Genomic DNA, 26,381 nt, shown 5'->3' with positions numbered 1-26,381 from the left:
ATCTCTGCAAGTCTTTTTCCATTATCAAGTGGTTGTTTAAATTTTTTACGAATCACCAAACATTTGATTTTCCCAAACTGCTTCATTATGTTCCCTGTTCATAACTCATTTAGGATTGCTATATAATAGATAAAAAAAGTGGAGAAATTCAAGTAGAAAATGCTAATAAATACAAAGAAAAGATAGAAATTAATAAAAAAAAACAACAGAATACAGTGAAAAATGATAAAGAAATGCAGGATACTGAACACTTAAAAGTACATGAGGAACAAGTTATAAAACAGACAGATAAACCGATTGAAGAAATTAGACAAGAAAAACGTGATTACCCTTACCTAAAATTAAATCTAAAAAATGAGAATTGTCCTAATCCTGTAAAAGTTGCCTTTAGCTTTACTGGTCTAGATAACATATCAAAAACTCAAGGCTGGTTTATTGTTAACCGAGAATTAAAACCTATACCTCTTGATGCTGAGAAAACATCTAAAAACATATATTTATATGCTAAAACTAAATATAATGGTACTACAGTTATATGGAAACCTCAAATAATAAATCTTAGAAAAAGGTTAGTTTCTGATAGTGATTTTAATTATATTGACAGACAAAATAACGATAAAAATAAAGATAACAAGGAAATAGTCGAATTTTACGAAGTTCAAGTTGATGATAGTAAAGAAGTAACAAACAGAGTTTTCAAATGCAGTTCTGGAAAAACTCTAGATTTAGTAAATGCTGACGAACAATCATAATTGTAGGATAAAATGGATGCTAATCAACTTATAAATACAGTTCTACGCCAACGCTATAGAATCTTAAATAGTTTGGGAAGCGGCGCGTTTGGTGACAACTATCTCTGTGAAGATTTAGATTTACCTACTCATCCCAAATGTGTGGTAAAACACCTGAAACCAAAAAATCCCCAACCAGAAGTTTTAATAGTTGCTAGACGGCTATTTGAGAACGAAGCAGCAACCTTATACCGTTTAGGAAAACTTAGCAACCAAATACCTAAATTATTGGCATACTTTGAGGAAAATGGCGAATTTTATCTAGTGCAAGAATTTATAGATGGCTATGATTTATCCACAGAAATAATTCCTGGTAGTCCTTGGAGTGAAAGTCAAGTTATTAAACTATTGCAGGAAATTCTACAAGTTTTAAAAGTTGTTCATCAACAGAATATTATTCATCGTGATATTAAACCCCAAAACTTGATGCGTCGCCGTAAAGACGGAAAGATTATGCTAATTGATTTTGGGTCAGTCAAAGAAATTAAAGGTTTGACGACTGATGCTACAGGACAAGTGACTTCGACTATAATTATTGGTTCTAACGGTTATATGCCAAATGAACAGGCTAATTCTAAGCCAAAATTATGTAGTGATATTTATGCAGTCGGAGTTATTGGTATTCAAGCTTTAACTGGTAAGTTGCCTCGGAATTTTCTAGAAGATCCTAACAGTGGAGAAATCATTTGGCGAAATGAGGCTAATGTCAGCAATAGACTAGCTGATATTTTAACCAAAATGGTGGCTTACAACTTTAGCAAGCGATACCAAACAGCAGCAGAGTTTTTAGAGGTATTGCTTGCTTTGTCTCCAGTCAGATCAGAAACGGTACATAAATGGACATGGCTATCTAATAATAGAAAAATTATAGCTGGAGTAGGTATTACAGTAGGAATATTTATAACTCTTACTATAACATTTGTAGCTGATTCTATTCAAAAAAATGCGGCAAATACCGTGTTAACCGAAAATTCTGTTCAACTACCTTGCGATTCTCAAGTATCTGTTCCCAGTTTATCAGCTACCCCAAATTCTACTTTTGAAGATGGTAGTAAATATTACGGTTCTTTAGATCAAAATAATCTATTTGTTGGCAAGGGAACTATGATATTTACTAACGGTAGTAGATATGATGGTGAGTTCAAAAATAGTAAGCGTTATGGTTGTGGAAGGTTTGTATATCCTGTAAATACGAGTTCTTATGAATACTATATTGGTCAATTTATAAATGATAAATTTAATGGTTTAGGAAAACTTGGGTGGAAAGATGGTAGTGAATATAGAGGACATTTCCGAGATGGTAAATGTGATGGTCAAGGAATATTTCAGTTCTCTGATGGATCTTTGAAGAGTGGAATTTGGCAAAATGGAGATTTGTTAGAAAGTAATATATCCTGCAATCGCTAGTAAATATAAAGATGGTATTTATCTATTCATAATTAATGCTGAAACTTAGTTATTATTTGTCATAAATCAACCTTGACAAGAAAAATGAATCAAAAATCTGCCAAGCAACGGAAATTTATTTTTACTCTAGCTTCCTTAATTTTTTTCACTGTCTATTTTAGTGTTGCTATTCTCCCAAAAATGACTTTGGGACAAATACAACCTACTCCTACTCCAGAAGTAACTTCTTCACCTACTCCAGAACCTACTCCAGAAGTAACTTCTTCACCTACTCCAGAAGCAACTTCTTCACCTACTCCAGAACCTACTCCAGAAGCAACTTCTTCACCAAAACCTTCAGCAAAACCAGTTAGAGGAAGAGGCTAAAAATTACTTATTTCGTCATAAGCTGTTACACAGCTAAATTGTATAATCCTAATATTCTGAACTCTTGTAGAACAGGTATCTTGCCTGTTCCACTTATACAAATTAAATGCACAACAGCTTATTTAGGGGTTGCTAAATAATCAAAAAATTTGGGGATGACAGATAGCTGAAACTATTCCCTATTCCCCGTCTCCACGACAAGACTTTCTCAGCAACCCCTATTTAGTAATTTAGCTCCTGAAAATTCAGAGTTCAGACAATAACTAAATTCTGAGTCATTTCTATAAATTAAAGTTATTTAAACAACTAAAAAAGCTTGGTTGTATATTTTCTTTAATAAAGAATAATGATGAGTAATAGTGTTGATAAGCGTATTATTTTCAAGTTGACTTTGACTGTGATATTAACATTTTTTGGGCTGCAATCAATTGCTAATGCTCAAACAGAAGTTAATCAGCAGGAAAGCAACAATATCAATAATACTCAGCCAAATTCTACTCTAAGTATAAATTATCCCCAGGCGCAACCAGACCTTCCTAGAAAATCTATACGTAGGAAGCGGTTACTAATCAGGTCAGTGTCTCCTGTTCCGCTAACTATTCCTGATACTACAGAAGAAAATATTCATTTACTGCTCGTTCTGAAAGAACGAAGACTTTACGTATATCGTGGAGATATTCTACAAGCGAGTTACCCGGTGGCAATTGGTCAACCCCAGTGGGAAACACCTGTAGGCAAATTTAAAGTGCTGAATATGATTGAAAATCCAGCTTGGGAAAACCCTTTTGTTGAGAATAAACAGATTATTCCTCCAGGTTCGCAGAATCCTCTAGGAGAACGTTGGATTGGGTTTTGGAGTGATGGAAAAGACGAAATTGGATTTCACGGTACTTATCAGAGAGATTCAATAGGAAAAGCAGTTTCTCACGGTTGTGTTCGTTTGTATAATGAGGATGTGCTAAAACTATATGAAATAGTGAAAGTAGGAACACCTGTAATTGTAGTTCCCTAAAGAATCTTATTTTCTGTCACCTGTCACCAGCTTCCCCATCTCTACGCCCTAGTTCATAAATACCCGCACCCATACAGGCGAGTATACCTGTGCTAATTCCCCAACTCTCACCTAAACTAATTTCTAAACCCCAGTTAGATAATGCACCAAAGATGAAAAAAGGTACAATGCTAAAAAGTGAAGCGTAAAAAGCGTTTTGTGATTCTCTGGCTTTGCGGGTTTTTTCAAATTCTGTTTCACTGGTGTAAAGGAATCTTTCGGCAAAATTAAACCAGCGATTTAATTGATCTATTACCCATTCTCTGGTGGATGCTAAAGCTAAATATAAAGCTAAAGACCATAAACAAGCTCCAGCGATCGCAATTTTATCTAACTCAAATCTAAAGGGCAATATATCAAACATGGTATCAGGTAACTTGGCAATAATATTTAATATTACCTCTTAATATTACCTTAAATTCCTGGGTAAATCTACATCTTTGCAGCTTTTAACCCCAAAGTTGCCCTCAAATGACTACTTCTGTTGTCGCTGGGTGGGAAGATGAGGTGATAGGGCGGTAGCGGAAGTTAATAACCCTATCACCAGTCACCAGTCACCAGTCACCAATTACCATCTACCATCTAGATTTGCTACTGTAGAAGTAGTGCAAATTATGAAAATTCTTATCAGAGCAAAAATTATGACGGTATTTGAATCTAACAACCCCCGTTCCTACAGTCAAGAACAGGTGCAGCAAATTCTACAATTAGCGATCGCTCGTCAAACCGATGATCGTGATCAAGAATTTTCATATCAGCAAATTATCGAAATTGCTGCCGAGTTACAAATTTCACCAGAAGCAGTTAAACAAGCGGAATGTGATTGGATAGTCCAACAAAGCGAAGTACAACAACGCAAAGCTTTTGATCTTTACCGCCAAGGTAAATTTAAAAAGCGTCTGGGTAATTATGCAATTGTTAATAGTTTTTTCATACTTGTAGATTTGGTTGGTGGTGCTGGTCTTTCTTGGTCACTATACATTTTACTATTCTCTGGACTCACCATTGTACTTGATATTTGGAACACCTTTCAAAGCAAAGGTGAAGACTATGAAGCTGCTTTCCAAAAATGGAATCGTAAGCATCAAATTAAACAAACTATCAATACAGTTCTAAATAAATGGTTTAAAGCATTACAAACACATTAAAATTGGTAATAGGTAATGGGTAATGGGTAATGGGTAATTGGTGAGTGATTACTGCATTTAGTAGTATTGGTCTCAGAAATCAATAACATATAAATCAAAGATTGTCATGGCAATTTGACATGATTTTTGATTGAGCTTGCGGTATGATCAAAAGATATAAATAATGGCTCTTGTGGTTTTCCCATCTTCAGGAAAACAGAAGACATTTTAAAAACTTGGAATATAATAAGTAATTCCTCAATCCCTCACCAGGTTGATCTACCATTTCAGTCAGCAAGAAGCCATGAAATTAAGGGAAAATGCGGAAATAACTTAGCATTATTTATCATGCAGTCACTCTTCTTTGATCATGATATGCTGCTTAAATCCTGATTGCAAAAATCCTCAAAATCCAGAAGGAAAAGAGTTTTGTCAAACTTGCAATACTCCCTTAGTACCACTTTTAAGAAATCGTTTCCGTGTGATTCGGGTGCTTTCCGATGAAGGAGGTTTTGGCAGAACCTATTTATCAGAAGATACAGATAAATTAAATGATTGTTGTGTCGTTAAACAGTTAGCACCAAAATTTCAAGGAACTTGGTCACAAAAAAAAGCAATGGAGTTGTTTTGTGAAGAAGCAAAACGACTGAGAGAACTGGGAGAACATCCACAAATTCCCACTCTCTTAGCTTATTTTGAACAAGATAACTGTCTGTATTTGGTACAACAGTTTATTGATGGACAAAATTTATTACAGGAGTTGCAATTACGGAAAAACTACAAAGATTGGGATATTCAATCTATTTTGTTAGATTTGTTGCCTATTCTCAAATTTATTCACAGTCGTGGAGTTATTCACCGAGATATCAAACCAGAAAATATTATCCGCCGCAAAAGTGACGGAAGATTAACTCTCATTGATTTTGGTTCTTCTAAACAATTAACAGCTAAAGTGCAGAAAAAACATGGAACTTCTATAGGTTCACATGGTTATTCTGCCATTGAACAAATCAGAGATGGTAAAGCGTACCCTGCTAGTGATTTATTTAGTTTGGGTGCTACCTGCTTTCATTTATTAACGGGAATTTCTCCTTTTCAGTTATGGATGGAACATGGATATAGTTGGTTAAATAATTGGCAATCTTATTTGCATTCTCCTCTCAGTTATGAGTTAGCAATAATTATTGATAAGTTACTACAAATAGATATTCGGAATCGCTATCAATCTGCTGATGAAGTGATTAGAGATTTAAGTAAACAGTACACACATCTACTAGCACCAGCTAGTAATTCTTTATTATCAGCACCAGCAAAGAAAGCTAATGTTTATCCTCAAAAATATATTTTGCTGAGAAATTCAATTTTAATAGTAGGAACAATAGTATTTTTAGGGTTGGGAGAATTTGGTTATAGACACTTTCACCAACTACAAACAACTCTTTTTTCTCGCTGGAGTCCCCTGCAAAATAGGAAAAGTCAAACTAAGAGTGATACTATTGTTCAACAACCACCACAGGAGTCTTTAGAAAAAATTTCTTTATTGAAAACTATCACAGAACCAAATGAATCAATTTCCTCTGTAGCTATTACTCCAGATGCTCAAACTATTGCTAGTGCTGGTAATCGCATTATTAAACTATGGAATATTACCACAGGTCAAGAGATTTATTCACTGCAAGGACATACACAAAAAATCAATGTCGTGGCTATTAGTCCTGATGGTAAAATTTTGGTCAGTGGTAGTGATGACAAAACAATTAAAGTTTGGAATTTAGCAACAGGTCAGTTAATTCATACCTTAATTAGTCATACTGATTCAGTTCATGCTTTGGCTATTAGTAAGGATGGGAAAACTTTGGTTAGTGCTAGTGATGACACAACTATTAAAGTTTGGAATTTAGCAACAGGAAAGCTAATTATTACTCTCAAAGATCATACTTATTGGGTACGTTCTCTGGCTATTAGTCCTGATGGTTTTACTTTAGCAAGTGGTAGTTTTGATAAAAGTATTAAACTGTGGAATATCACCCAAGAAAAATCACCAGAAAAATCACCAGAAAAATCAATTCATTCATTAACTCCTAATTCCCAAACGGTGACATCTTTAGCTTTTAGTCCAGATGGTAAAATTCTCGCTAGTGCTAGTCGCGATCGCAAAATTAAACTGTGGAATCTCAATACAAAAACGGAAATTCGTACTATAACTAAACAAGATTATAATGTCACATCTTTAGCTTTTAGTCCAGATGGTAAAACTCTTGTTAGTGGTAATCGAGATTGTATAGAATGTCATCCAACTATTAAACCTAATATTAAACCTAATATTAAACTATGGGATGTGGCTACAGGTGAGGAAATTTCCTCTATTACTGGACATACTAACACCGTCACATCTTTGGTTTTTAGTGCTGATGGCAAAACTTTAGTTAGCAGTGGAGAGGATAATAAAATTAAGATTTGGCGTTTTTCACAATAATGTAGGAACTGGGTAATTGATAATTGATAATTGATAATTGATAATTGTTTGATGCCAAGTTTAAAACCTTTCCTTTTAATGAGAAAAAGATGTAATTGTCAATTGTCAATTGTCCATTATCAATTGTTATCGTCTATCTCTTTCCAAATCATCAATTACTGTTTGTAAATACCACTCCTCCGACATACCTGGATAAAAATCTTGCTTTTGCTCAATTAATCTTGCGGCTATTTCCCAATGTCCTCCAACCATGCGTAATAGTCTTTGACGTAATAAATTATAGGTGGCTTTGTTGGTTGCTGGGATAGATGATTGAATTTTTTGCAGACTATTTAAAACTAGTTGATAATTCTCCCAGTCTTCTTGTTCACAATAGATACTAGCTGCTTTTTGGTAATCTTCCACAGCATTGGGCATTTCTTCTAAACAAGTGTAGGCAATACCACGATTATAGTAAGCTAACGGATGCTCAGGATTCATTTGTATTGCTTGAGAATAATCTTGAATTGCTGCTAAATAATTGCCCATTGATTGATAGACATTACCTCTAGCAATATATACTAAATTGTCTTGGGGTTGTATTTTCAAGGCTTGATTGATATCAGCTAAAGCCCCTTGATAATCTCCTATTTGAGAACGAGCTTTTCCCCGATTCCGATAAACAATAGCATCTTGAAAATTTAAATTTATTGCCTGATTAAAATCTGCGATCGCCTCTCGATATTGACCCATTTTACAAAGTACCACCCCACGACAGCAATAAGCTTGGGCATCTTGAGCATCAGCTTTTAATATCCAATTTAAATCAGCGATCGCCGATTTTGTATCTCCCTTTTCTGCCTTTTCTAATAATTGTGTGAAATAATCTTGAGTAGATATAATTGCTGCTGATTTATTGATTTCTTGATTTGGTTTTGGTTCAGCTTTGGGTTGTAGTTGTTTAATCTTCTCTAAACAAAGACACGCATTTTCTTTATCTTTTTGTGCTAAATATAATTCTGCTGCTTTTTTAAAATTAGCGATCGCCTCTGGAATATTTCCTTGTTTGCGCTGCACTATCCCCCGTAAATCATAAGCACCAGCATCATTAAATTTAAGCTGAATCGCTTTTTCTACATCTTCTAAAGCACCAGGAAGATTTTTTAAAGTTAATTTTGCTAACGCCCGAAAATAATAAGCTTTGGCATTTTCTCCATCCAGCTTAATAGCTTCATTATAATCAAAAACTGCTTGTAAAGTCGCACCTGATTTATAATAAGCTAAACCCCTTTCTATGTAAGCTTTACTAAAGTAAGGATCTAGCTGTATAGCTTGGTTAAAATCTTCAATAGCACCAGCATAGTTTTTTTGTTTCGCTTTTTCTAAGCCGCGATTGTAAAATTCAGAAGTCATAATTTAGTTTTTTCTATGAACTCGATTTAAATTGATTTAAAACAATATTATATCACAAATTTTATTATATCACAAATTTTTGTTGTTGTCGTGTTGTAGGGGTTTAGCAATGCTCAACCCCTACGGAAAATGTGGTTTTTCGACATACTTATCATCAAATATAAAGTGGATATATCCCCGACTTATTTAAGAGATCGGGGATTTGAGTATTACGTTTTTTAAGGTTGAATTAAACTAGGAGAAGTCAACACGAAAACATCCCTAGTTCCCGGTGCTGGATTTTCAGACTTAATCGGGCTAATAAAGTGGAAAAACTCATGATCATTAACTAAAAGCAGTTCTCCGGGCTGGAGTATTTTATGAAAAACTGGTTTCTCTTTTTTAGCAGTATATAAATGTGTTTCTCCACCTTGAATATTGTTCCTACCAACAGAAAAAATGCCAATAAAATCAGTTCCATCTTGATGAATACCTTCAGGTGCGGGATTTCCTAAATGACCTGGTGAACAAGTAGTTCTGATTTGATGAATACCAATTTCTGCTTCTGGATGGAGTTTGCAAGAATCAATAAATGCTAGAACCAAATTCTTAAAAATTTCCAGTTCTATCAGTCCATCTTCTAATTCTGCGAACTCTCTTTTGACATCACCCAATAAAGGATTATATTCTCGACTTTGGCACAAATATCCATGAGAAAGTTTAATTAACTTATTCTCAGCAACCATTACTCTTGATAACCTTCTAGAGCGATATTTGCCCTTAATATAAGGATCAACAGGTAAGTTCTCAAAAAATGGCTGGAAACCTTGAGTATTAATAGAATTTACCTTTCTCAGAGTAAACAGAAAAGCATATTCTAACCCCGTTACAGAAGATACTTGTTGCATAGGATTTTTCTCCTTGCATTTTATAATTATTCAGCCAGCAAAAACTCCATTTTCCAGGTAGTTTTAGCTGACTGCTGACCGCTAATAGCTGAATGCGAACTGGATTTTTAAATTCCTCCCATTTTTTACATGAGAGGTATGTAATATCTATTATAAGCAACTATTTAGGAACTGTTGTAAATGTGACTACAAAATTTATTAAGTTGGAATATTTAACAAGAACTCTAGCTACTCACTTTCCTATTCCTTATTCCCTATTCCCTATTCCCTATTCCCTATTCCCTATTCCCTGTTCCATTATCTATTCCCTGTTCCATTATATAGTTACTCATCTGGGAACAAAAATATTTTCCCAATATTTTCCCAATATTTTCAAAGCTCTCATTTCTCATTCCTCCTGCTAACCTCTTTTATCGTATATTTACTATTAATTCAAATTTATAATTTACCTAGCAGAATGAATAACTGGCTGTATCAGTACCCTAAATTATACACTGGTATTTTACTCAAACGCTACAAGCGTTTTTTTGCTGATATTCAACTGGACTCCGGGGAGGTTGTAACAGCACACTGTCCCAATACAGGACCCATGACAGGAGTTTCCAAAGTAGGTAGTCCTGTACAGTTATCTAAAAGTGATAATCCTAACCGCAAATTAGCTTATACACTGGAATTGATTCAAGTAGATGATTTAGCACCAACTTGGGTCGGTGTCAATACTGCTTTACCTAATCGAGTTGTGAAACAGGCTTTAGAGAAACATCTTTTCCCAGAATTAAGTGAATATACACAAGTTAAAGGTGAAGTTGTTTATGGAAAAGATAAAAAAAGCCGGATAGATTTTTACCTGACCGGAAAAGAAGGACAACGCCCCATTTATTTAGAAGTAAAAAATACAACTTGGTCGCAGGGAACTTTAGCCCTGTTTCCCGACACAGAAACCACCAGAGGACAAAAACATTTGCGGGAATTAATGGAAGTTTTACCCCAAAGTCGGGCAGTAATGTTGTATTTTATCAATCGCGGAGATTGTACACAATTTGCCCCAGGAGATAGCACAGATCCTGTATATGGTAAATTGTTACGGGAAGCAATTAAACAAGGTTTAGAAGTTCTCCCTTGTCGGTTTGATATTTCTCCTGAAGGTATCCGTTATTTGGGGTTAGCAGAACTGAAAATTTAAGCATTTATCAGCCAGCCAAAAATGAAAGCAAAGTGCATCATTATTTACACACAAACTTTCTTTCAAGAGAATGCTAATATGAATACAAAGATTGTTCCTCACGTTTCCACAAACAGCAAAGATAAACTTCCTATTTTTGATCAGCAGTTTTTGTTGGATAAAAACAACAAACAGCAGGAAACGTGAATGATCTGAGTCATCATATCAGATTGCTATATGTTAGAAACTCTTGCGACTGAAACCACTATGGAAATGCCACCCACCCAGGCAGAACTTCCTTATGATGACGGTATTCCGATGGAGACACAAAGACATAAATTACAATTGGATATTTTAATTGATACCATTCAGCCTTGGCTAGATCAAAGGACTGATGGATATGTAGGGGGCAATATGTTTGTCTACTACAGTTTAGCGCAATTAAAAAATCAGGATTTTCGTGGTCCAGACTTCTTTACCGTCTTAGGAGTTCCCAAAAAAGAGCGTCTTTCTTGGGTAGTTTGGGAAGAAGGAAAATCACCAGATGTAGTAATTGAATTACTTTCAGAAAGCACAGCTAAAAATGATAAAAATGAGAAAAAACTGATTTATCAAAATCAAATGCGTGTTTCTGAATATTTTTGGTTTGATCCTTTTAACCCAGATGATTTTGCAGGTTTTCACATCAATACCGGTGTGTATGAACCGATTGCTTTTAATGAAAAAAATCAGTTAGTAAGTACAGTTTTAGGTTTAAGTTTAGTACGTTGGCAGGGTAATTATCGCGGTGTCAATGCCACTTGGTTACGCTGGGCAAATAAGATCGGTGAGTTATTTCCTACTTCTTTAGAACTTGCTGAACAAGAAAAACAACGGGCTGAACAAGCTGAAAATAAATTAAGACAAGTGGCAGTTAATTTGTTAAATAATGGAATGCCTATAGAACAAGTCACACAGTTAACAGGTTTAGAACCAAAGCAACTTATTGGAGAGTAAGCCAAATTAAATAATGGACAATTAACAATGAACAATTAACCGGCAATTTTAGATTTTACTGCCATAATCAGATTTTCGTCAAATTATACATTGTAGGGGTAATTCATGAATTGCCCCTACGGAATAGGGCAACCTCAAATAAAATTGGTATCAGATACATAGGGCTTGCTGATGGCTGAATGCTTACGCTAAATCAGCCATACCCAATCCCCAATCCCCAATATTAGAGATAATTAAAAAATCAATAGTTTTAAACTGTCTATCAATAGCAGGAAGACTACAAATTTTTGCACCAATACTCAAATAAGCTTGTAAAATTTTCGGAATTTCCACATCATAGATATCTGGACAATTAGAATTAATTTCTATGGAATATTCTGGATGAGGATTCACTAAAATATGAGAATGTAAACAATGATTATAGAGAAAATAATTATAAGCACAAACAGCCTGTTTATGACATTGAGTTAACAAAGATGCACAACCGAAAAAATATTGATTACCAGTATAAATTAAATAATTAGCTAAACCTTGCCAAAGTAATAAAAGTGTGTAACTATTGCGATAGTCTTGAGCTATGCAAGCACGACCAATTTCTACAGAAGACTGCAATATAAAATCAGGAATTTGAGCAAGATTAAATATATCAGCAGCATCAAAACCTAAATTTTTTGCAGCCATTGTATAAGTTTGCATTCTATAAGTACCAATAGTTGCACCAGTCCTTTTACAAATCAGCAATAAATGATCACAAAAATAATCAAACTTATCCCGATCCATTTGAGAAAAATTAGAACTAGAAAAACCCAAATCCAACTCTTGATTAAAAACCTGAAACCGTAAGCGAAAAATAGATTCTAACTCTGCATCAGTTTTAGCCAGTCGCAGGATATACTTTTCACTTTCCAAGACCGGAAAATCAGTAAACTGTACAGATGAAAAAGATGAAGTGATAGGATTGTAATACATTTACATCCAGGTTAATACTTAAATTTGTGAAAAATTCTAAGAGGATTTAATATCTAATTATGAACATTTTGATCACTAAAATCTGGCAATAGAATACAAATTTTGTAATTACACAATTTATTTTTTTTGTCAATAACAAAAGCCCTAAATAGTAATAGATCCCGGACTTCTACAAGAAACCTGGGATCTTGGTATTGAGTTTTTTCAGGTGAATTGACTTTTAGCCTCAAAAGCCGACGGCTGATAGCTGATGGCTGAATACTTATTTTTAATTGTGCTGACCATGATTAGTGTAGCGAACCCTAGTACCAGCCCAAAGTAACTTTTCTCGCAGAGTTTGATAATAGGAATTATTAGCCCGCAAAACGATAAATTTAGCACGACAGTCAGCCATCCGCACATCAACACGATGATTAGGCCAAATGGAAGTAGCCAACACCCCATCCATCCATAATTTTGTAGTTAAATCATAATCCCCAAACGGCCAAACACTGACCACAGAACCAGGAGGTAAAACTAGGGGACGACTAGAAAGACTCATCGGACAAATAGGAGTGATGGTAATAGCCTCCATCCCATCGTGCATAATTGGACCATTAGCCGAAACCGTGTAACCTGTAGAACCTGTAGGAGTAGAAATAATTAACCCATCACCCACATATTGATCAACCACCTCACCATCAATTTCCATTTCCAGAATCGAGGTGATCATCCTATCAGCAGAAGCGGGTTTAATACAAAACTCATTTAAGGCGAGGTAATGTTCTGTAACTGGTTCTAAATTTGTCCGATGACCCTCATAAATAGCCGCTTGTAACATCATTCGGCGTTGGAGAGCATAGCGATCTTCAAATAACCGATCCCAAACTCGTTCCGGTTCTTGAAACTCATCCATTGACTCAGTTAAAAACCCCAAATGGCCACCCACATTTACCCCCAAAATGGGGATACCAGCCGGGGCTAAATGTCTAGCACTGGTTAAAACCGTACCATCACCACCAAGGACTAAAGCTAAATCAATTGGTTGGCTGGCAGATGCCAAAAACACTGGATAGGGGTTGTCTTTGGGTCCACTAGGTCCAACCAAAACTTGACATTGGCGGTCTTCTAATTGTTTAGCGCAGAGTTCAGCCCAGCGTTTACTTTGGGAGTCTCGCGCTTTGTAAGCTATGATTACCTGCTTTAATTGCACGTACTGTTACCACTTGAGGAGATTAAACTGCTCCATGTCAACGGTATCACGGTTACGATAAATAGCCAGTACAATCGCTAACCCTACCGCCGCTTCCGCAGCTGCCACAGTAATCACAAAAACAGTGAAAACCTGACCTTTAATTAATGTTGAGTCGAGAAAATTGGAAAATGCCATTAAATTTAGATTAACAGCATTTAACAGTAACTCAATTGACATGAGTACACGGACGGCGTTACGGCTGGTAATTAAACCATAGATGCCAATGCAAAATAAAGCTGCTGCAAGTAGTAAGAAGTATTGAAGTTGCATAGTTTGGTAATTGGTAATTGGTAATTGGTAATTGGTAATTGGTGATTGGTAATTGGTAATTGGTAATTGGTAATTGGTAATTGGGCATTGGGTAAATTCATATTCCCAGTCACCAGTCACCAGTCACCAGTCACCAGTACCCTAGTCCTCAGTGCCACTAGATACCAATTCTCTGGGGCGTTCTGGCAAGGTTAAGATGGTTTGTGGCAGTTCGGAAGGGGTAACTTGATCTGGTAAATATTCCCGACGTGCCAAAATGATTGCTCCTACCATTGCCATTAGCAACAATACGGAAGCTAATTCAAAGGGGAGCAAAAAGTCCGTGAAGAAATGCTCACCTATTAAAACTATGGAATTTTTAGCTGCTGGGGATGTAGAGGTATTAGCCCAAGGTGTTGCCAGTACCATTGTACTTAATAGAGCAAATAGTCCCAGACTAACTACACCGGTAATGATTTTCCGTAAACCAGCACTGGGTAAAGGGTAAAAATCCTGACGTTTGTTTACCAACATAATGGCAAACAAAATCAAGACGTTGATCGCACCCACATAAATCAGAATTTGTGCTGCTGCGACAAAATCACCATTTAGCAATAGGTAAAGTCCGGCCATGCTGATGAATACACCACCCAGCAAAAAGGCGGAATAAACGATGTTGGAAAACAACACTACTCCTAGTGCTGCGCCAATCATCATTACACCTAATATGCCAAATGAAACAGATTGTACTCCTTCGGCTAAATTCACTTTTTTCGATCCTCTTGATGTTTTGATAAATGCTGATCGGTAATTGGTAATTGGTAATTGGTAATTGGAAAAAACGATTTATTACCCATTACCTATTACCCATTACCCATTACCACTTTCAACTAAGTCTTCTGGACGAGAACCAGCACGGGGAGCATCTGCGGGGACTCCGTGGGGTTCAAGTACGCCTTTAGGTAGATAAACCAGTTCGCGCAGTGGTGTCACCATTGGATCGTCTGTCACCTTGTAGGGCAAGCGTCCTAATGCTACGCTATCGTAGTTCAATTCGTGGCGATCGTAAGTAGAAAGTTCGTATTCTTCTGTCATGGATAAACAGTTTGTGGGACAGTATTCCACGCAGTTACCACAGAAAATACAAACTCCGAAATCTATACTGTAGTGTTTGAGTTTTTTCTTCTTGGTGGCTTTGTCCATTTCCCAGTCAACTACAGGGAGGTTAATGGGACAAACACGCACACACACTTCACAAGCAATACACTTGTCAAATTCATAGTGAATCCTACCCCGAAACCGTTCACCAGGAATCAGTTTTTCATAAGGGTATTGTACGGTAACAGGGCGGCGTTGCATGTGGTCAAAGGTGACGGATAACCCTTGTCCGATATAACGCGCTGATTGTACTGCTTCTTTGGCGTAATCACCAACTTGTTTGAGGAACTTTAGCATTTTTTGTGTCTCTTCTCTAATCTTGTCAGGTGATTGGTGATTGGTGATTGGTGATTGGTGATTGGTAATTGGTGATTGGTGATTGGTGATTGGGTTATTTACCTCCCCATCTCTCCACTTTCCTATGCCCTACACCCTCTTTACTGTCACCTGTCACCTGTCACCTGTCACCTATTAACCACCGAAAGCGACGGGAAAGGCTAGTTTTAGTGCTGCGGTTAATAACAGGTTAACCAAGCCAACTGGTAGTAAGAACTTCCATCCTAAATCTAGCAGTTGGTCAATCCGTACCCGTGGTACTGTCCAACGAATCAGGATGGACAGAAATACGAGAAAATACGCTTTAAGTACGGTCATTGTGATACCTAAAGCAGCTGTGATTACTTGTAAGATGGGGTTGGTTTCACTCATTCCCAAAAAGTCACCTATCAAGCTGACGGGAATGGGAAAATGCCAACCGCCCAAATATAAAATTGCTACGAGTAGGGAAGACAGGATCAGGTTGATGTATGAACCTAAGTAAAATAAACCGAATTTCATCCCTGCGTATTCGGTTTGATATCCTGCTACCAGTTCTTCTTCCGCTTCGGGTAAGTCAAAGGGTAGACGTTCGCATTCTGCTAGGGCGGCGATCCAGAAGATGATGAAACCTAGTGGTTGTCTCCAAACGTTCCAACCCAAAATCCCGAAGTTAGATTGTTGGTTTACGATGTCAATGGTGCTGAGGCTGTTAGACATCATGGCGATCGCTAATACACTCAACGCCAATGGTATTTCATAACTGATTGATTGTGCTGCTGCCCGCAAACCCCCTAACAGGGAGTATTTATTATTAGATGCGTAACCAGCCATTAATAAGCCTATGGGCTGAATACTGGATAATGCAATCCACAAAAATACGCCCATACCGACGTTAGTAATCACGATATTCTCCCCAAAGGGAACAATCAAAAATGATAAAAATACCGGAATTACAACTATTATTGGACCAATGGTAAACAACCAGGGATCTGCTTTGGCTGGTACGATATCTTCTTTAAAGATCAGCTTGAGACCATCGGCTACAGGCACTAACAAACCAAATGGACCTTGATATTCAGGACCAATCCGTTGCTGTGCGGCCGCAGAAATTTTCCGTTCTAGCCAGGTTGCAACCAGTACACCTACTGTTGCCCCAATCAGCATCAGGATCATTGGTAATGGCATCCACAGGGCTTTGGCTGCCCCTGCTGGTATGCCCAAATCCTTGACGGATTCAATAAAAGTTCCTTGAAGGTCAATTCCTGCATTCATGTTTGCTACTCTGTAATTCGTCAATTCGTCTACTCATAGTAAATTCACAAATATTATTTAATTTAATATCTGTAAATTTACTGTTGAAGAATCTCTATTGAGATGATGCGTGATTGTAGAATTGTAGATTTGTTGCTAATTCCTGAGTTTAGTATATCCTTTGATGGTTTTACCCTTTTGATCCCAGATGACAACTTCTGCTTATGGTTGAGATTGAGATTGGTGATTAGGGGATTGGTGATTGGGAAAAACCTCTTTCCTACTCCTCTTCCTGTTCTCTTCTTTCTTCTTACTGTCACCTGTCACCTGTCACCTATTCTTCTGACAAGACTCTGACAAGACAAAGTTACCGTCCCCAAATTGGTAACGGTTTTCTATTCTATGCAAATTGTCGGATTTTCCTGTACAGCAGGTTGTGATGACAATGCCAATTCCAGATTATCCATGTAAATTCGAGATTTTTGATTGTCAACCTCATCAAGCTGACAGATGACACTTATCAATCTGTCCACTTGAGAGCATCAATCTAGAATCTCAAATCTAAAATTGGGTATTTATCACCTATTCCCAGGAAAATACCTCATAACTGTCACCTGTCACCTGTCAACTTTTACCTGTCACCTTCCCAGGTAGTTAACGCTGCTCAATGGGAGTATAAGGAACTTCGTGAAGACCGTTATAGACTTGAGTGGGTCGGAAAATCCGGTTTTCTTCAAGTTGTTCTTTCCAGTGTGCTAACCAACCTGCAACACGGGCGATCGCAAATACTGGTGTAAACAAATCTGTGGGAATTCCCATTTTCCTATACACTAAACCAGAATAAAAGTCAACATTAGGATAAATTCCTTTACTGCCAACTTTTTCGGCCATTACCCTTTCTACTTCCTGGGCAATTTCATAAAACTTGTCGTAGCCGAATTTCTCGAACAATTGCACCGCTAAACGTTGTAATATTGTGGCTCTAGGATCTTTTACCTTATACACGCGGTGTCCAAATCCCATGATTTTGGCTTTTCTTTGTAGACGATCTTCGATATAGGGGCGAACGTTATCTACAGATCCGATTTCTTCTAACATCTGTATTACTTCTTCGTTTGCTCCACCGTGCAATGGTCCGCCTAATGTCCCTACTGCACTAGCTACAACTGCATAGGGATCGGTTAAGGTGGAAGCTGTGACTCGCGCACTAAAGGTAGAAGCATTCATTGTATGCTCAACGTGCAGAATTAAGCAGATATCAAAAATCCGCGCTGCTAGGGGGTCAGGTTCTTTTTCATTGAGCATATACAAGAAGTTGGCGGCATAATCTAAGTCATCCCTTGGTTTTACAGGATCATTTCCTTTCCGCATCAACTGGAACGCTGCTACCATTGTGGGAATTGTGGCTACTAACCGGACTACAGAATTACGAATGTAGACAGGATTATGTAAGTCACGACGAGAATAAAATAAACCCAAGGCAGCAGCAGAGGCTTGGAGAGCATCCATTGGATGACCACTTTCGGGAAAACATTTCATCATGTCCCGAATACGATATTTTATCCGTCTGTGAGCGTTAACTTCACTCTCAAAAGCTGTCAATTCTTCTTTGCTGGGCAATTTTCCCCAGATTAAAAGATAAGCAGTTTCTAGGAAGGTACTTTTTTCTGCTAATTCTTCGATCCGAATGCCCCGATACTCTAGTATTCCCTTTTGCCCGTCTACATGACTAATGCTAGACTGGGCTGCGGGAATGCCTTCTAAACCAGGCTTATATTCGCACACCGTCATGGCTACACCACTTGCTTTGTGAAATATCTGAACACGCTAACTTACCAGAGATTCTTTTCACTATAACAGTTGCCGATTTAACAACTATTTTATGCGAAAGCTCGAAAAACTGTTATAGTAGGTACTTGGGAGGTGTCAACCAGAACATTTGACTACGACCCACAGGAGAACCATCATCTGGTACTTTTATTCCGATCATACCTGCTTTTTTAAGGACGAGTTGTTCTTTTGCTTCACCCCAAAGGAGAATTTCAGCCCAATTAGTTAAACAGGGTTCATGTCCCACCAGTGCTAGTTGGGTATTTTGAGGATATTTTCTCGGTTCTAACCAGTCTCTTAGCCACCATTGAAGATCGCCTTCAAAGCTGAGATAATCTGAGGTTTCTAACTGAGAACTTAATCCGGCTGCCATGAGTATTTCTGCTGTTTGTTGGGCGCGGACTAGGGAACTAGTGAGGATTAAATCAAATTTAAACCCAAGTTTTACTAATCTTTGGGCTACTTTTGCGGTTTTTTGTCTGCCTTCTTGGGTGAGCGATCGCGCTTCATCTTTTAGCCCTAGTTGATGTTCTTCGGCGATACCGTGACGGATTAAATATAGTTCCATAAATTTTCTACGGTAATCACCGTAATCACTGTAAAAATCATTAAAATTTCCTCAGAATATATGTCAATATATTAATATGCAGAATCAATATATACAAAGTTAAACCCAAAAAACAGCAATGACCTATTTAGAAACCGCAGCCCAATTTTACAGCGAAGTTGCTCAAACACCAGAAGTAGGACTTTGTTGTGTCCAAAGTACACCCCTGCAACTACCAGGATTAAAAATTCCTTTAGTCATGCAGGAAATGAATTATGGCTGCGGAACTACCGTTCATACTAACGAATTAGCAAACCAACCTACAGTATTATATGTTGGTGTTGGTGGTGGTTTAGAAGCTTTACAATTTGCTTATTTTTCCCGTCGTCCTGGTGCTGTCATCGCAGTTGAACCAGTAGCAGAAATGCGAGAAGCTGCGACAAGAAATTTAGAAATTGCTGCCCAAGAAAATCCTTGGTTTGATCCTAGTTTTGTGGAAATTATTGCCGGGGATGCTTTTAATTTACCTGTCAATGATGCCTCTGTTGATATAGTCGCCCAAAATTGTCTTTTTAATATCTTTGAACCTGCTGATTTAACCTGCGCTTTAAAAGCAGCATATCGAGTTTTAAAACCCAGTGGTAGATTACAAATGAGTGACCCCATTGCTACCCGTCCTATTCCCCAACATCTACGACAAGATGAAAGATTAAGGGCAATGTGTTTATCCGGTGCGCTCACTTATGAAGAATATACACAATTAATTATAAATGCTGGATTTGGACAAATAGAAATTCGCGCCCGTCGTCCCTATAGATTATTAGATAAACAAACTTATAACCTGGAAGAAAATCTACTTTTGGAAAGTCTTGATTCCGTTTCTTTTAAGGTGCAAATTCCTGAAGACGGTGCTTGTATTTTCACAGGTAAAACAGCGATTTATGCAGGTTCAGAATCATTTTTTGATGATGGAGCAGGACATATTTTACAAAGGGGTATTCCCGCCGCAGTTTGTGATAAAACGGCTGCTAAATTGGGAGATTTGAAACCAGAAGAAATCATGATTACTGATTCTACTTGGTATTATGATGGTGGTGGTTGCTGTTAGGGAATTTTTTATAATTATATTCTCTGTTTTGTGGTTTGGTGTTTGATGATTTTTCAGAGTATCGAACCACAGAGAGACACAGAACGCAGAGAAAGAAAAAGTAGGGGTAATTCATGAATCACCCCTACGCAATCATCGGAAAGTTTTAATATGAGGTTTTTTAGGTATTAATGATGGTAAAAATAGCGGTTACTCCTTTTCACAAACAACTTAATTCAGCTTTAGTTAAGCAAAAAATTCAGGTTTTACAAGTCAATCTCGGTAAACGTTGTAATCTTGCTTGTTCTCATTGTCATGTGGAAGCAAGTCCTAAAAGAACTGAGGAACTTTCCCCAGCAGTTTGTCAAGATTTAATTGATTTTATTCATAAATTTCCTGAAATTAAAATTGTTGATTTGACTGGGGGCGCACCAGAGATAAATTATGGTTTTAAACCATTGGTGGAAGCTGCGAGAAAAGCAGGTAAACAAGTAATTGTTAGATCAAATTTAACAATCTTTTTTGTGGAAGGTTTTGCAGATATTCCTGACTTTTTAGCTAAAAATCAAGTGCGTGTTGTTGCTTCTCTTCCCTGTTATTTAGCTGATAATGTGGATAAAATGCGGGGTCATGGTGTTTTTGTTCAGTCTATTCAAGCTTTACAATGGTTAAATAAATTGGGTTATGGTCAAGATGCAAATTTAATTTTAGATTTGGTTTATAATCCTCAGTTACCAAAGGATGAAAATTTTTCTTTAACTCCAGATCAAAAAAATCTTCAACTAGCTTATAAAAATTTCTTACAAGAACATTTTGATATTGTCTTTAATAACTTACTGACTATTACTAACCTACCTGTAGGAAGAACTAAGTTATATTTAGAAAGTAAACATCTTTATAAACAATATTTGCAGTTTTTAGAATCACATTTTAACCCTGACACCGTTGATAATTTAATGTGTCGTGAGGAAATTTCTGTTGATTATTTGGGTAATGTTTATGATTGCGATTTTAACCAAATGATGAATTTACCAGCAAGAACTCACAATGGTGAAACTTTGACAATTAGTAAATTATTAGAACTTGGTAGTTTAGATGTCATCAAAGAAGTACAAACTGCTGATTATTGTTATGGTTGTACTGCTGGATGTGGTTCTAGTTGTGGTGGTGCTTTAGTAGAATGAATCACTGATAGCTGATAGCTAAATCCTCAAATAACCTGTTACTAAAAAAATTCTGTTACCAAAATTGATACGAGTATCCCCATTCTTGATTTGGTGATCTATGATGGAGTTAGTTAAGCTCCTCACACCATACCGAAAGCCGTGACACCAACTATCTTGGTTCGCGGTTTTTTCTTATTGTACACTTAACTATACAGTTACAAACCATAAAAATCTTCATTTAATATTTGCTCTAGGGAAAATGGACAAGTATGAGGATATTCAATCTCATCAGGAACACGAACCCCAAAAGCAGCTAATTTACCTTCTCTAATAGCTAATTTTCGAGATTGAGGATATGCTTGCTCAATTGCTTCAGGAAGAAAATTTTTGAGAGATGGGGTATCTTGTAAATTGTTCAAAACTCGCTGACGGTGTTCAATAACTGAGTTGTACCAACTCATTTTCATGGTATCTGGAGCATCAAATTGAACTTTTAATTTCAGCAAATGAGCTAATAGAATCATTAGATTACTTTTAAGAGCATTCTTTTCTGATTTCCCCAAGTTTGTTAATTCCTCAATCAAATTCTCTATATCTAGTGATTCAAATTCACGTTTTTGTAAATTCTGAATTGTTGTATCAATCCAAACTTGAAAATCCTGCTCGTAAAGATATTTCATCATAGAATTGCTCACATTTTAATGATGATAAATAAGATTGCATATCAATGAGGTACGCAATCTCAATTAAAACCTATACACAAAGCCAGTTTTACTCCTGCCTTATTTACCCCCAACCTCACAACGGATGGGGAATGAGGCGATTTTTACCGAAACAGGGTAATTAAGACTGAATTGGGTTATCTTTAGGATTTACCAATTTCAATAATTTCTGCTTAATTTGAGCATCAAAAACTTCCCATTTCATTTTCGCATAAGCAGAATTTTCGTTACCGCCAGATAAGAATCCCATCGGAATCTCAAAGCCACCTGCACCAGTGCGTCCACCACCAAAAAACCGTCCTGTGCTATCTTGCCCAAAGGCTTCTTTGATAAATTCGTCAGGATCTAAGGTAAGTTTTGTGGTTCTCAGAGAACCTATGACTACTTCTAGTTCGTCATCTTCATCGTGAACTATGCCGTACACTACAGCAGTATGCACGTTTTCTTCTGTCACCAGAAAATCAGCTGCTTGGGGTATAGCATCTCGGTCGTCGTAGCGTAAATAACCTACACCAGCTATGGAAAAGTTATTTTGGACAATGCGATTTTTGAGCGATCGCTCGATCACATCCATTACACGCTTAGAACGATTGGCTTGTAAAATGGCATTGAGCAACTGAGCATCATAAAACCTGCTCAGGTAAGCAGCTGCCATAAAATCTTCTTCTTGCGCTTGCATTAACCGATTGGTGTCTGAGCGCAAACCGTGCATTAAAGCAGTTGCACATTTTACGTGCTGGCTCAGACTGCTATCTAATGTGAGTAAACCCGATTGTAAATACTGTGTAAAGATTGTGGCAGTTGCTCGTACATAAGGACGAACATCGGTAAACTCAGCTTTCAGTTCTCCTTGCAAGCTATGATGATCAACCAGCACGACTAGGGGAAGTCCAGCCTGTTGTACTGCTGCTAGTAATTGAGATGTAGTTCCCTGATTATCAATCAACACAAACCCTTGATAAGATAACAAATCTTTACTTTTTAGGGTTTGCATTGTCCAGCGTTGAGCAGGTAAAGTAGTTAGCTTAACTAAGGCAATATTCTCCTGATGGCTGAGAGTGCCAGCATAAATGATTTCACATTTGATATCGTATTGTTGGGCAATTAGTTGGTAAGCCCAAGCACAAGAAAGAGCATCAGGGTCAGGAAAATCTTGTAGAATTACCAGATGGCGCTCATGTCTATGGTTGAGCAGGGTTTTTTGTAACTCTTCTGACTTCTGAATCGCCAGGGAATTGCCACGTTGAGCTAAATAGATACCTCCATCACCATTTGCTGCTGCCCCATTTGCTGCTGGTAAGGAAGGCCGGGTAAGTGGTGGAAGTTCAAGAGCATCTCTCTCTATTTCTACTTCCTCCCCATTCGGCTCTGTGGTCAATGAAAAGCCCTCAAATTGAGTAACGGGAGAATTCAAGTACATAGGGAATTTAGTTTTCAGCTTGGTGGCTTCCACCAGTTATGCTCTGGCTCGTCCACACATTACGATCTTGACAGAAATCTACAGCTTTGGCACGGCATCATGTTTGTCTATGTTTTGTCAAGCCCATTAGTCAGGGATTGCTGACCGGGAATTTTAGATTTTAGATTTTAGATTTTAGATTTTAGATGTTAGATTAAAAAAATTTGGTACAGGTCTAGGTCTTTCAGGACGGAAAAATACTCGCTGCGCTTTTTCTTATAACCCAGCAACTTTTTCTTAACAGCTGATTTTAACTTCAATATCTATCTCAGTTTGGGTATTGTAACGTTTTTTAGTATACACAGTTTCGGAATTTTACAATACTTACTATCTAAATATATTTATTATGTTTTCTCAGCCATTAACAACTATTTTCCTCAAAAATATACCTTCAAGCTTAATTTTGTGATGATTGGGAATAATTTATAGTGACAATGATCCATGCCTCAAAAAATGAGGTATAATCGTAAATCTGTGTTTGTGTTGTCTCGCTGGAATTTGAACAAACAATCCTTCCAGCTTTGGGGAATGGCCCTGAAAAGCTGCAAAAAACACTCGCCAAGGGCAAATTTAACCCTCAACTTGTGGTATACTGTGTTGACCAAGGTCAAACAGCAACACCTACATGTGAAGACTCATTCCCCTGCTGTCTCAATTATTTCTGTGTTAATGTCAAAGTCCTATCACATATTTTTGCCACTCCTGATGAAGTCCACTCTTGAGATGTTTTGTCACCTCAAAATAGAGGCTACTGTATGGTTGACGGGGTGGATGGCGCAAAGGCATCCGGGCTTCTTGAGGTGTACGACAGCCTTTTTTGACGTTGCAGCGTACACAGGCAGTAACGATGTTTTCCCAGGTGTCACCTCCTCCACGCGATCGCGGCATTACATGATCTAGGGTCAACTCATCACCTGTGTAGCCACAGTATTGACAAGTATGCCCATCTCGATGCAATATATTTCGGCGCGTCAGAGGAATTTCTTTATAGGGAACACGCACGTAATGACGCAACCGGATTACGGTTGTCAGAGGAAAATCCGAGTAGAGGAATTTGCCGTTGTGTTCTTCGTGTTCTGCCTTGCCTTTTTTCAACAAAACTATGGCACGTCGCCAACTCGTGATGTTGAGCGGTTCGTAGGAGGCGTTTAGGACTAAAACCTTCCCCATTGATATTAGCTCAAGGTATTAGTTTTAGATATTTTAACACAAATATACCTTTCTGGGGAGATGAGAATAATTTATACTTCCTTAATAATTTGGTTGCAGGTGATTGGGGACTGGGGACTGGTGACTGGGGATACAATGAAAGGATTTTGGATTTTGGATTGTTTTTGTCAATTCCAATCTAAAATCTAAAATCTAAAATCTAAAATCTAAAATCTAAAATTATTCTGATTCCTGACTACTTGTACAAACTCCCGGATCAACGGTACACTTTGCTGATTAAATTGATATGGCTTTAAGGGGCAAAAATTAGCACAGTCGGAGCGTCTGGAAGCTTTGCAGTGGTGTGATAGGAGTGAAGAGGAATGTTTAGTAGCAAACAAACCCCTAGTTTTGCTGATAGTCAGGAGTGCAATACTTACGCTTGGTTTTCTCAACGTGCTTGGGTGGAAATTGATTTAGGGGCGTTGTCCGATAATGTCAAGCAATTAGTAAGATTTTTATCACCACGTACACAGTTAATGGCAGTGGTAAAAGCTGATGCCTATGGACATGGGGCGGTAACTGTTGCTAAAACTGTGTTAGAAGCGGGTGCGAGTTGGTTGGGGGTAGCGACAGTTCCCGAAGGGATTCAATTACGGGAAGGTGGAATAAAAGCACCGATTTTAATTTTAGGAGCAACCAATACAGCAGAACAAATTCATGCGATCGCTCATTGGAAACTGCAACCTACACTTTGCAGCCCTAAACAAGCTTTAATATTTTCCAACACATTAGAAGCAATTAAATATAATTCTCCCTTACCTGTACACATCAAATTAGATACAGGAATGTCGAGATTAGGTACTGATTGGCAGCAAGCAGGTGATTTTGTGCAATTAGTACAAGGATTACCACATCTAAATATTGACAGTATTTATTCTCACCTAGCTACAGCAGATAGTCCTGATCCGGCGATCATGGAAGAACAGCATAGACGATTTGAGGAAGCGATCGCCCAAATCAAAGCCAGAGGTATCACAATTCCCAGTTTGCACTTAGCCAATTCAGCCGCTACCCTGGCAGATCCGAGATTACATTATGATATGGTGCGTGCAGGTTTAGCCATTTATGGACTTTATCCTGCTCCCCACCTGCAAAATCAAATCAAACTGCGACCGGTTTTACAACTCAAAGCCAGAATTACCCATGTAAAAACAATTGCTGCGGGAACTGGTGTGAGCTATGGTCATAAGTTTATCGCACCCAGAGAAATGCGGATTGCAGTAGTGGGTATTGGTTATGCGGATGGAGTTCCCCGCAGTCTTTCCCAACAAATGCAAGTTTTACTGCGTGGCCAGCGTTTGCAGCAAATTGGCGCGATTACAATGGATCAACTCATGATAGATGTCAGTTCCATACCCGATGTCCAGGAAGGGGAAATAGTCTCCTTATTGGGAGAACAAGGAAGAGAAAAAATCACAGCTGATGATTGGGCAAATCAATTAAATACCATTTCGTGGGAAATTCTTTGCGGCTTCAAGCATCGTCTACCCCGTGTTGCTGTGATGTAGGGGACTGGGGACTGGG

The 26,381-nt window shown here is 37.6% G+C and carries 25 protein-coding genes and 1 pseudogene; 12 read left to right on the top strand and 14 right to left on the bottom strand.

Annotated elements, in window-relative coordinates:
• Positions 1–215 precede the first annotated feature (215 nt).
• From FFR48_RS10175 to FFR48_RS10160, 5 genes and pseudogenes are all read left to right on the top strand, one after another.
• Positions 216–752 (top strand): hypothetical protein, encoded by a 537-nt coding sequence (locus FFR48_RS10175; RefSeq protein WP_137667285.1) that lies wholly within the window; start codon positions 216–218, stop codon positions 750–752.
• Between the two features lie 12 nt (positions 753–764).
• Positions 765–1,604: pseudogene (locus tag FFR48_RS30740) on the top strand (protein kinase domain-containing protein); the annotation flags it as partial.
• Between the two features lie 291 nt (positions 1,605–1,895).
• Entirely contained in the window at positions 1,896–2,198 is a 303-nt protein-coding gene (locus FFR48_RS30735; protein WP_236104041.1) for an MORN repeat-containing protein, read from the top strand.
• A gap of 84 nt (positions 2,199–2,282) precedes the next feature.
• Positions 2,283–2,564, top strand: coding sequence for a hypothetical protein (locus tag FFR48_RS28945; protein WP_201277593.1), 282 nt, complete (start codon positions 2,283–2,285; stop codon positions 2,562–2,564).
• A gap of 346 nt (positions 2,565–2,910) precedes the next feature.
• Entirely contained in the window at positions 2,911–3,576 is a 666-nt protein-coding gene (locus FFR48_RS10160; RefSeq protein WP_236104040.1) for a L,D-transpeptidase, read from the top strand.
• Positions 3,577–3,592: 16 nt separating this feature from the next.
• Here the strand turns inward: FFR48_RS10160 and FFR48_RS10155 are convergent, their stop codons facing one another.
• A complete protein-coding gene (locus FFR48_RS10155) occupies positions 3,593–3,979 on the bottom strand; it encodes a hypothetical protein (RefSeq protein WP_096570910.1) in 387 nt (128 codons plus the stop codon).
• 277 nt (positions 3,980–4,256) lie between these two features.
• Here FFR48_RS10155 and FFR48_RS10150 point away from each other — a divergent pair, with 277 nt between their 5' ends.
• Positions 4,257–4,763, top strand: coding sequence for a 2TM domain-containing protein (locus FFR48_RS10150; RefSeq protein WP_137667287.1), 507 nt, complete (start codon positions 4,257–4,259; stop codon positions 4,761–4,763).
• 349 nt (positions 4,764–5,112) lie between these two features.
• The gene (locus FFR48_RS10145) at positions 5,113–7,218 is read left to right on the top strand and encodes a serine/threonine-protein kinase (RefSeq protein WP_137667283.1); all 2,106 of its coding nucleotides are present in this window, start codon (positions 5,113–5,115) and stop codon (positions 7,216–7,218) included.
• A 126-nt stretch (positions 7,219–7,344) separates the two neighbouring features.
• On the opposite strand, the gene FFR48_RS10140 is transcribed toward FFR48_RS10145, so the two are convergent.
• Together FFR48_RS10140 and FFR48_RS10135 are read right to left on the bottom strand one after the other, a co-directional pair.
• Complete coding sequence (locus FFR48_RS10140) at positions 7,345–8,610, bottom strand: tetratricopeptide repeat protein (protein ID WP_137667282.1); 1,266 nt, start codon at positions 8,608–8,610, stop codon at positions 7,345–7,347.
• A gap of 218 nt (positions 8,611–8,828) precedes the next feature.
• Positions 8,829–9,497, bottom strand: coding sequence for a 2OG-Fe dioxygenase family protein (locus FFR48_RS10135; RefSeq protein ID WP_137667281.1), 669 nt, complete (start codon positions 9,495–9,497; stop codon positions 8,829–8,831).
• 457 nt (positions 9,498–9,954) lie between these two features.
• On the opposite strand from FFR48_RS10135, the gene sfsA reads away from it, so the two are divergent.
• Positions 9,955–10,680, top strand: a complete 726-nt coding sequence (sfsA, locus tag FFR48_RS10130) for a DNA/RNA nuclease SfsA (RefSeq protein WP_137667280.1) — start codon at positions 9,955–9,957, stop codon at positions 10,678–10,680.
• A 216-nt stretch (positions 10,681–10,896) separates the two neighbouring features.
• The gene (locus FFR48_RS10125) at positions 10,897–11,655 is read left to right on the top strand and encodes a Uma2 family endonuclease (protein WP_137667279.1); all 759 of its coding nucleotides are present in this window, start codon (positions 10,897–10,899) and stop codon (positions 11,653–11,655) included.
• Between the two features lie 183 nt (positions 11,656–11,838).
• Here FFR48_RS10125 and FFR48_RS10120 read toward each other — a convergent pair whose 3' ends face one another.
• From FFR48_RS10120 to sixA, 8 genes are all read right to left on the bottom strand, one after another.
• The gene (locus FFR48_RS10120) at positions 11,839–12,624 is read right to left on the bottom strand and encodes a GNAT family N-acetyltransferase (RefSeq protein WP_137667278.1); all 786 of its coding nucleotides are present in this window, start codon (positions 12,622–12,624) and stop codon (positions 11,839–11,841) included.
• Positions 12,625–12,892: 268 nt separating this feature from the next.
• A complete protein-coding gene (locus FFR48_RS10115; RefSeq protein WP_096570924.1) occupies positions 12,893–13,816 on the bottom strand; it encodes an NAD(+) kinase in 924 nt (307 codons plus the stop codon).
• 6 nt (positions 13,817–13,822) lie between these two features.
• Positions 13,823–14,128 (bottom strand): NADH-quinone oxidoreductase subunit NuoK, encoded by a 306-nt coding sequence (gene nuoK / locus FFR48_RS10110; protein ID WP_006199065.1) that lies wholly within the window; start codon positions 14,126–14,128, stop codon positions 13,823–13,825.
• A gap of 141 nt (positions 14,129–14,269) precedes the next feature.
• Entirely contained in the window at positions 14,270–14,875 is a 606-nt protein-coding gene (locus FFR48_RS10105; protein ID WP_096570926.1) for an NADH-quinone oxidoreductase subunit J, read from the bottom strand.
• Positions 14,876–14,977: 102 nt separating this feature from the next.
• Positions 14,978–15,562, bottom strand: coding sequence for an NAD(P)H-quinone oxidoreductase subunit I (ndhI, locus tag FFR48_RS10100; protein WP_096572790.1), 585 nt, complete (start codon positions 15,560–15,562; stop codon positions 14,978–14,980).
• Positions 15,563–15,736: 174 nt separating this feature from the next.
• A complete protein-coding gene (gene nuoH / locus FFR48_RS10095; protein WP_137667277.1) occupies positions 15,737–16,855 on the bottom strand; it encodes an NADH-quinone oxidoreductase subunit NuoH in 1,119 nt (372 codons plus the stop codon).
• A gap of 633 nt (positions 16,856–17,488) precedes the next feature.
• A complete protein-coding gene (locus FFR48_RS10090) occupies positions 17,489–18,625 on the bottom strand; it encodes a citrate synthase (RefSeq protein WP_096570930.1) in 1,137 nt (378 codons plus the stop codon).
• 112 nt (positions 18,626–18,737) lie between these two features.
• Positions 18,738–19,232 carry a phosphohistidine phosphatase SixA gene (gene sixA / locus FFR48_RS10085; protein ID WP_137667276.1) on the bottom strand — a complete coding sequence of 165 codons (495 nt, stop codon included), beginning with the start codon at positions 19,230–19,232 and terminating at the stop codon, positions 18,738–18,740.
• 118 nt (positions 19,233–19,350) lie between these two features.
• Here sixA and arsM point away from each other — a divergent pair, with 118 nt between their 5' ends.
• The gene (gene arsM, locus FFR48_RS10080; protein ID WP_137667275.1) at positions 19,351–20,319 is read left to right on the top strand and encodes an arsenosugar biosynthesis arsenite methyltransferase ArsM; all 969 of its coding nucleotides are present in this window, start codon (positions 19,351–19,353) and stop codon (positions 20,317–20,319) included.
• A 173-nt stretch (positions 20,320–20,492) separates the two neighbouring features.
• Entirely contained in the window at positions 20,493–21,482 is a 990-nt protein-coding gene (gene arsS / locus FFR48_RS10075; RefSeq protein WP_137667286.1) for an arsenosugar biosynthesis radical SAM (seleno)protein ArsS, read from the top strand.
• Positions 21,483–21,679: 197 nt separating this feature from the next.
• On the opposite strand, the gene FFR48_RS10070 is transcribed toward arsS, so the two are convergent.
• From FFR48_RS10070 to FFR48_RS10060, 3 genes are all read right to left on the bottom strand, one after another.
• Entirely contained in the window at positions 21,680–22,147 is a 468-nt protein-coding gene (locus tag FFR48_RS10070; protein ID WP_137667274.1) for a DUF29 domain-containing protein, read from the bottom strand.
• A gap of 160 nt (positions 22,148–22,307) precedes the next feature.
• Positions 22,308–23,606 carry a DHH family phosphoesterase gene (locus tag FFR48_RS10065; RefSeq protein WP_096570940.1) on the bottom strand — a complete coding sequence of 433 codons (1,299 nt, stop codon included), beginning with the start codon at positions 23,604–23,606 and terminating at the stop codon, positions 22,308–22,310.
• 711 nt (positions 23,607–24,317) lie between these two features.
• Positions 24,318–24,815 carry an HNH endonuclease gene (locus FFR48_RS10060; protein ID WP_137667273.1) on the bottom strand — a complete coding sequence of 166 codons (498 nt, stop codon included), beginning with the start codon at positions 24,813–24,815 and terminating at the stop codon, positions 24,318–24,320.
• A gap of 362 nt (positions 24,816–25,177) precedes the next feature.
• On the opposite strand from FFR48_RS10060, the gene alr reads away from it, so the two are divergent.
• The gene (alr, locus tag FFR48_RS10055) at positions 25,178–26,365 is read left to right on the top strand and encodes an alanine racemase (protein ID WP_137667272.1); all 1,188 of its coding nucleotides are present in this window, start codon (positions 25,178–25,180) and stop codon (positions 26,363–26,365) included.
• Positions 26,366–26,381 lie beyond the last annotated feature (16 nt).

Origin of the sequence: Sphaerospermopsis reniformis, assembly GCF_005402885.1 — a bacterium.
Taxonomy (GTDB): Bacteria; Cyanobacteriota; Cyanobacteriia; order Cyanobacteriales; family Nostocaceae; genus Sphaerospermopsis; species Sphaerospermopsis kisseleviana.
Note: the sequence above shows the minus strand (reverse complement) of the source record. Positions and strands in the feature narration are given on the sequence as shown.

Coding starts and splice junctions, on each gene's coding strand:
- FFR48_RS30735 (WP_236104041.1), top strand. CDS start 1,896: ATGATATTTACTAACGGTAGTAGATATGATGGTGAGTTCAAAAATAGT.
- FFR48_RS28945 (WP_201277593.1), top strand. CDS start 2,283: ATGAATCAAAAATCTGCCAAGCAACGGAAATTTATTTTTACTCTAGCT.
- FFR48_RS10160 (WP_236104040.1), top strand. CDS start 2,911: ATGATGAGTAATAGTGTTGATAAGCGTATTATTTTCAAGTTGACTTTG.
- FFR48_RS10155 (WP_096570910.1), bottom strand. CDS start 3,979: ATGTTTGATATATTGCCCTTTAGATTTGAGTTAGATAAAATTGCGATC.
- FFR48_RS10150 (WP_137667287.1), top strand. CDS start 4,257: ATGACGGTATTTGAATCTAACAACCCCCGTTCCTACAGTCAAGAACAG.
- FFR48_RS10145 (WP_137667283.1), top strand. CDS start 5,113: ATGATATGCTGCTTAAATCCTGATTGCAAAAATCCTCAAAATCCAGAA.
- FFR48_RS10140 (WP_137667282.1), bottom strand. CDS start 8,610: ATGACTTCTGAATTTTACAATCGCGGCTTAGAAAAAGCGAAACAAAAA.
- FFR48_RS10135 (WP_137667281.1), bottom strand. CDS start 9,497: ATGCAACAAGTATCTTCTGTAACGGGGTTAGAATATGCTTTTCTGTTT.
- sfsA (WP_137667280.1), top strand. CDS start 9,955: ATGAATAACTGGCTGTATCAGTACCCTAAATTATACACTGGTATTTTA.
- FFR48_RS10125 (WP_137667279.1), top strand. CDS start 10,897: ATGTTAGAAACTCTTGCGACTGAAACCACTATGGAAATGCCACCCACC.
- FFR48_RS10120 (WP_137667278.1), bottom strand. CDS start 12,624: ATGTATTACAATCCTATCACTTCATCTTTTTCATCTGTACAGTTTACT.
- nuoK (WP_006199065.1), bottom strand. CDS start 14,128: ATGCAACTTCAATACTTCTTACTACTTGCAGCAGCTTTATTTTGCATT.
- ndhI (WP_096572790.1), bottom strand. CDS start 15,562: ATGCTAAAGTTCCTCAAACAAGTTGGTGATTACGCCAAAGAAGCAGTA.
- nuoH (WP_137667277.1), bottom strand. CDS start 16,855: ATGAATGCAGGAATTGACCTTCAAGGAACTTTTATTGAATCCGTCAAG.
- FFR48_RS10090 (WP_096570930.1), bottom strand. CDS start 18,625: ATGACGGTGTGCGAATATAAGCCTGGTTTAGAAGGCATTCCCGCAGCC.
- sixA (WP_137667276.1), bottom strand. CDS start 19,232: ATGGAACTATATTTAATCCGTCACGGTATCGCCGAAGAACATCAACTA.
- arsM (WP_137667275.1), top strand. CDS start 19,351: ATGACCTATTTAGAAACCGCAGCCCAATTTTACAGCGAAGTTGCTCAA.
- arsS (WP_137667286.1), top strand. CDS start 20,493: ATGGTAAAAATAGCGGTTACTCCTTTTCACAAACAACTTAATTCAGCT.
- FFR48_RS10070 (WP_137667274.1), bottom strand. CDS start 22,147: ATGATGAAATATCTTTACGAGCAGGATTTTCAAGTTTGGATTGATACA.
- FFR48_RS10065 (WP_096570940.1), bottom strand. CDS start 23,606: ATGTACTTGAATTCTCCCGTTACTCAATTTGAGGGCTTTTCATTGACC.
- FFR48_RS10060 (WP_137667273.1), bottom strand. CDS start 24,815: ATGGGGAAGGTTTTAGTCCTAAACGCCTCCTACGAACCGCTCAACATC.
- alr (WP_137667272.1), top strand. CDS start 25,178: ATGTTTAGTAGCAAACAAACCCCTAGTTTTGCTGATAGTCAGGAGTGC.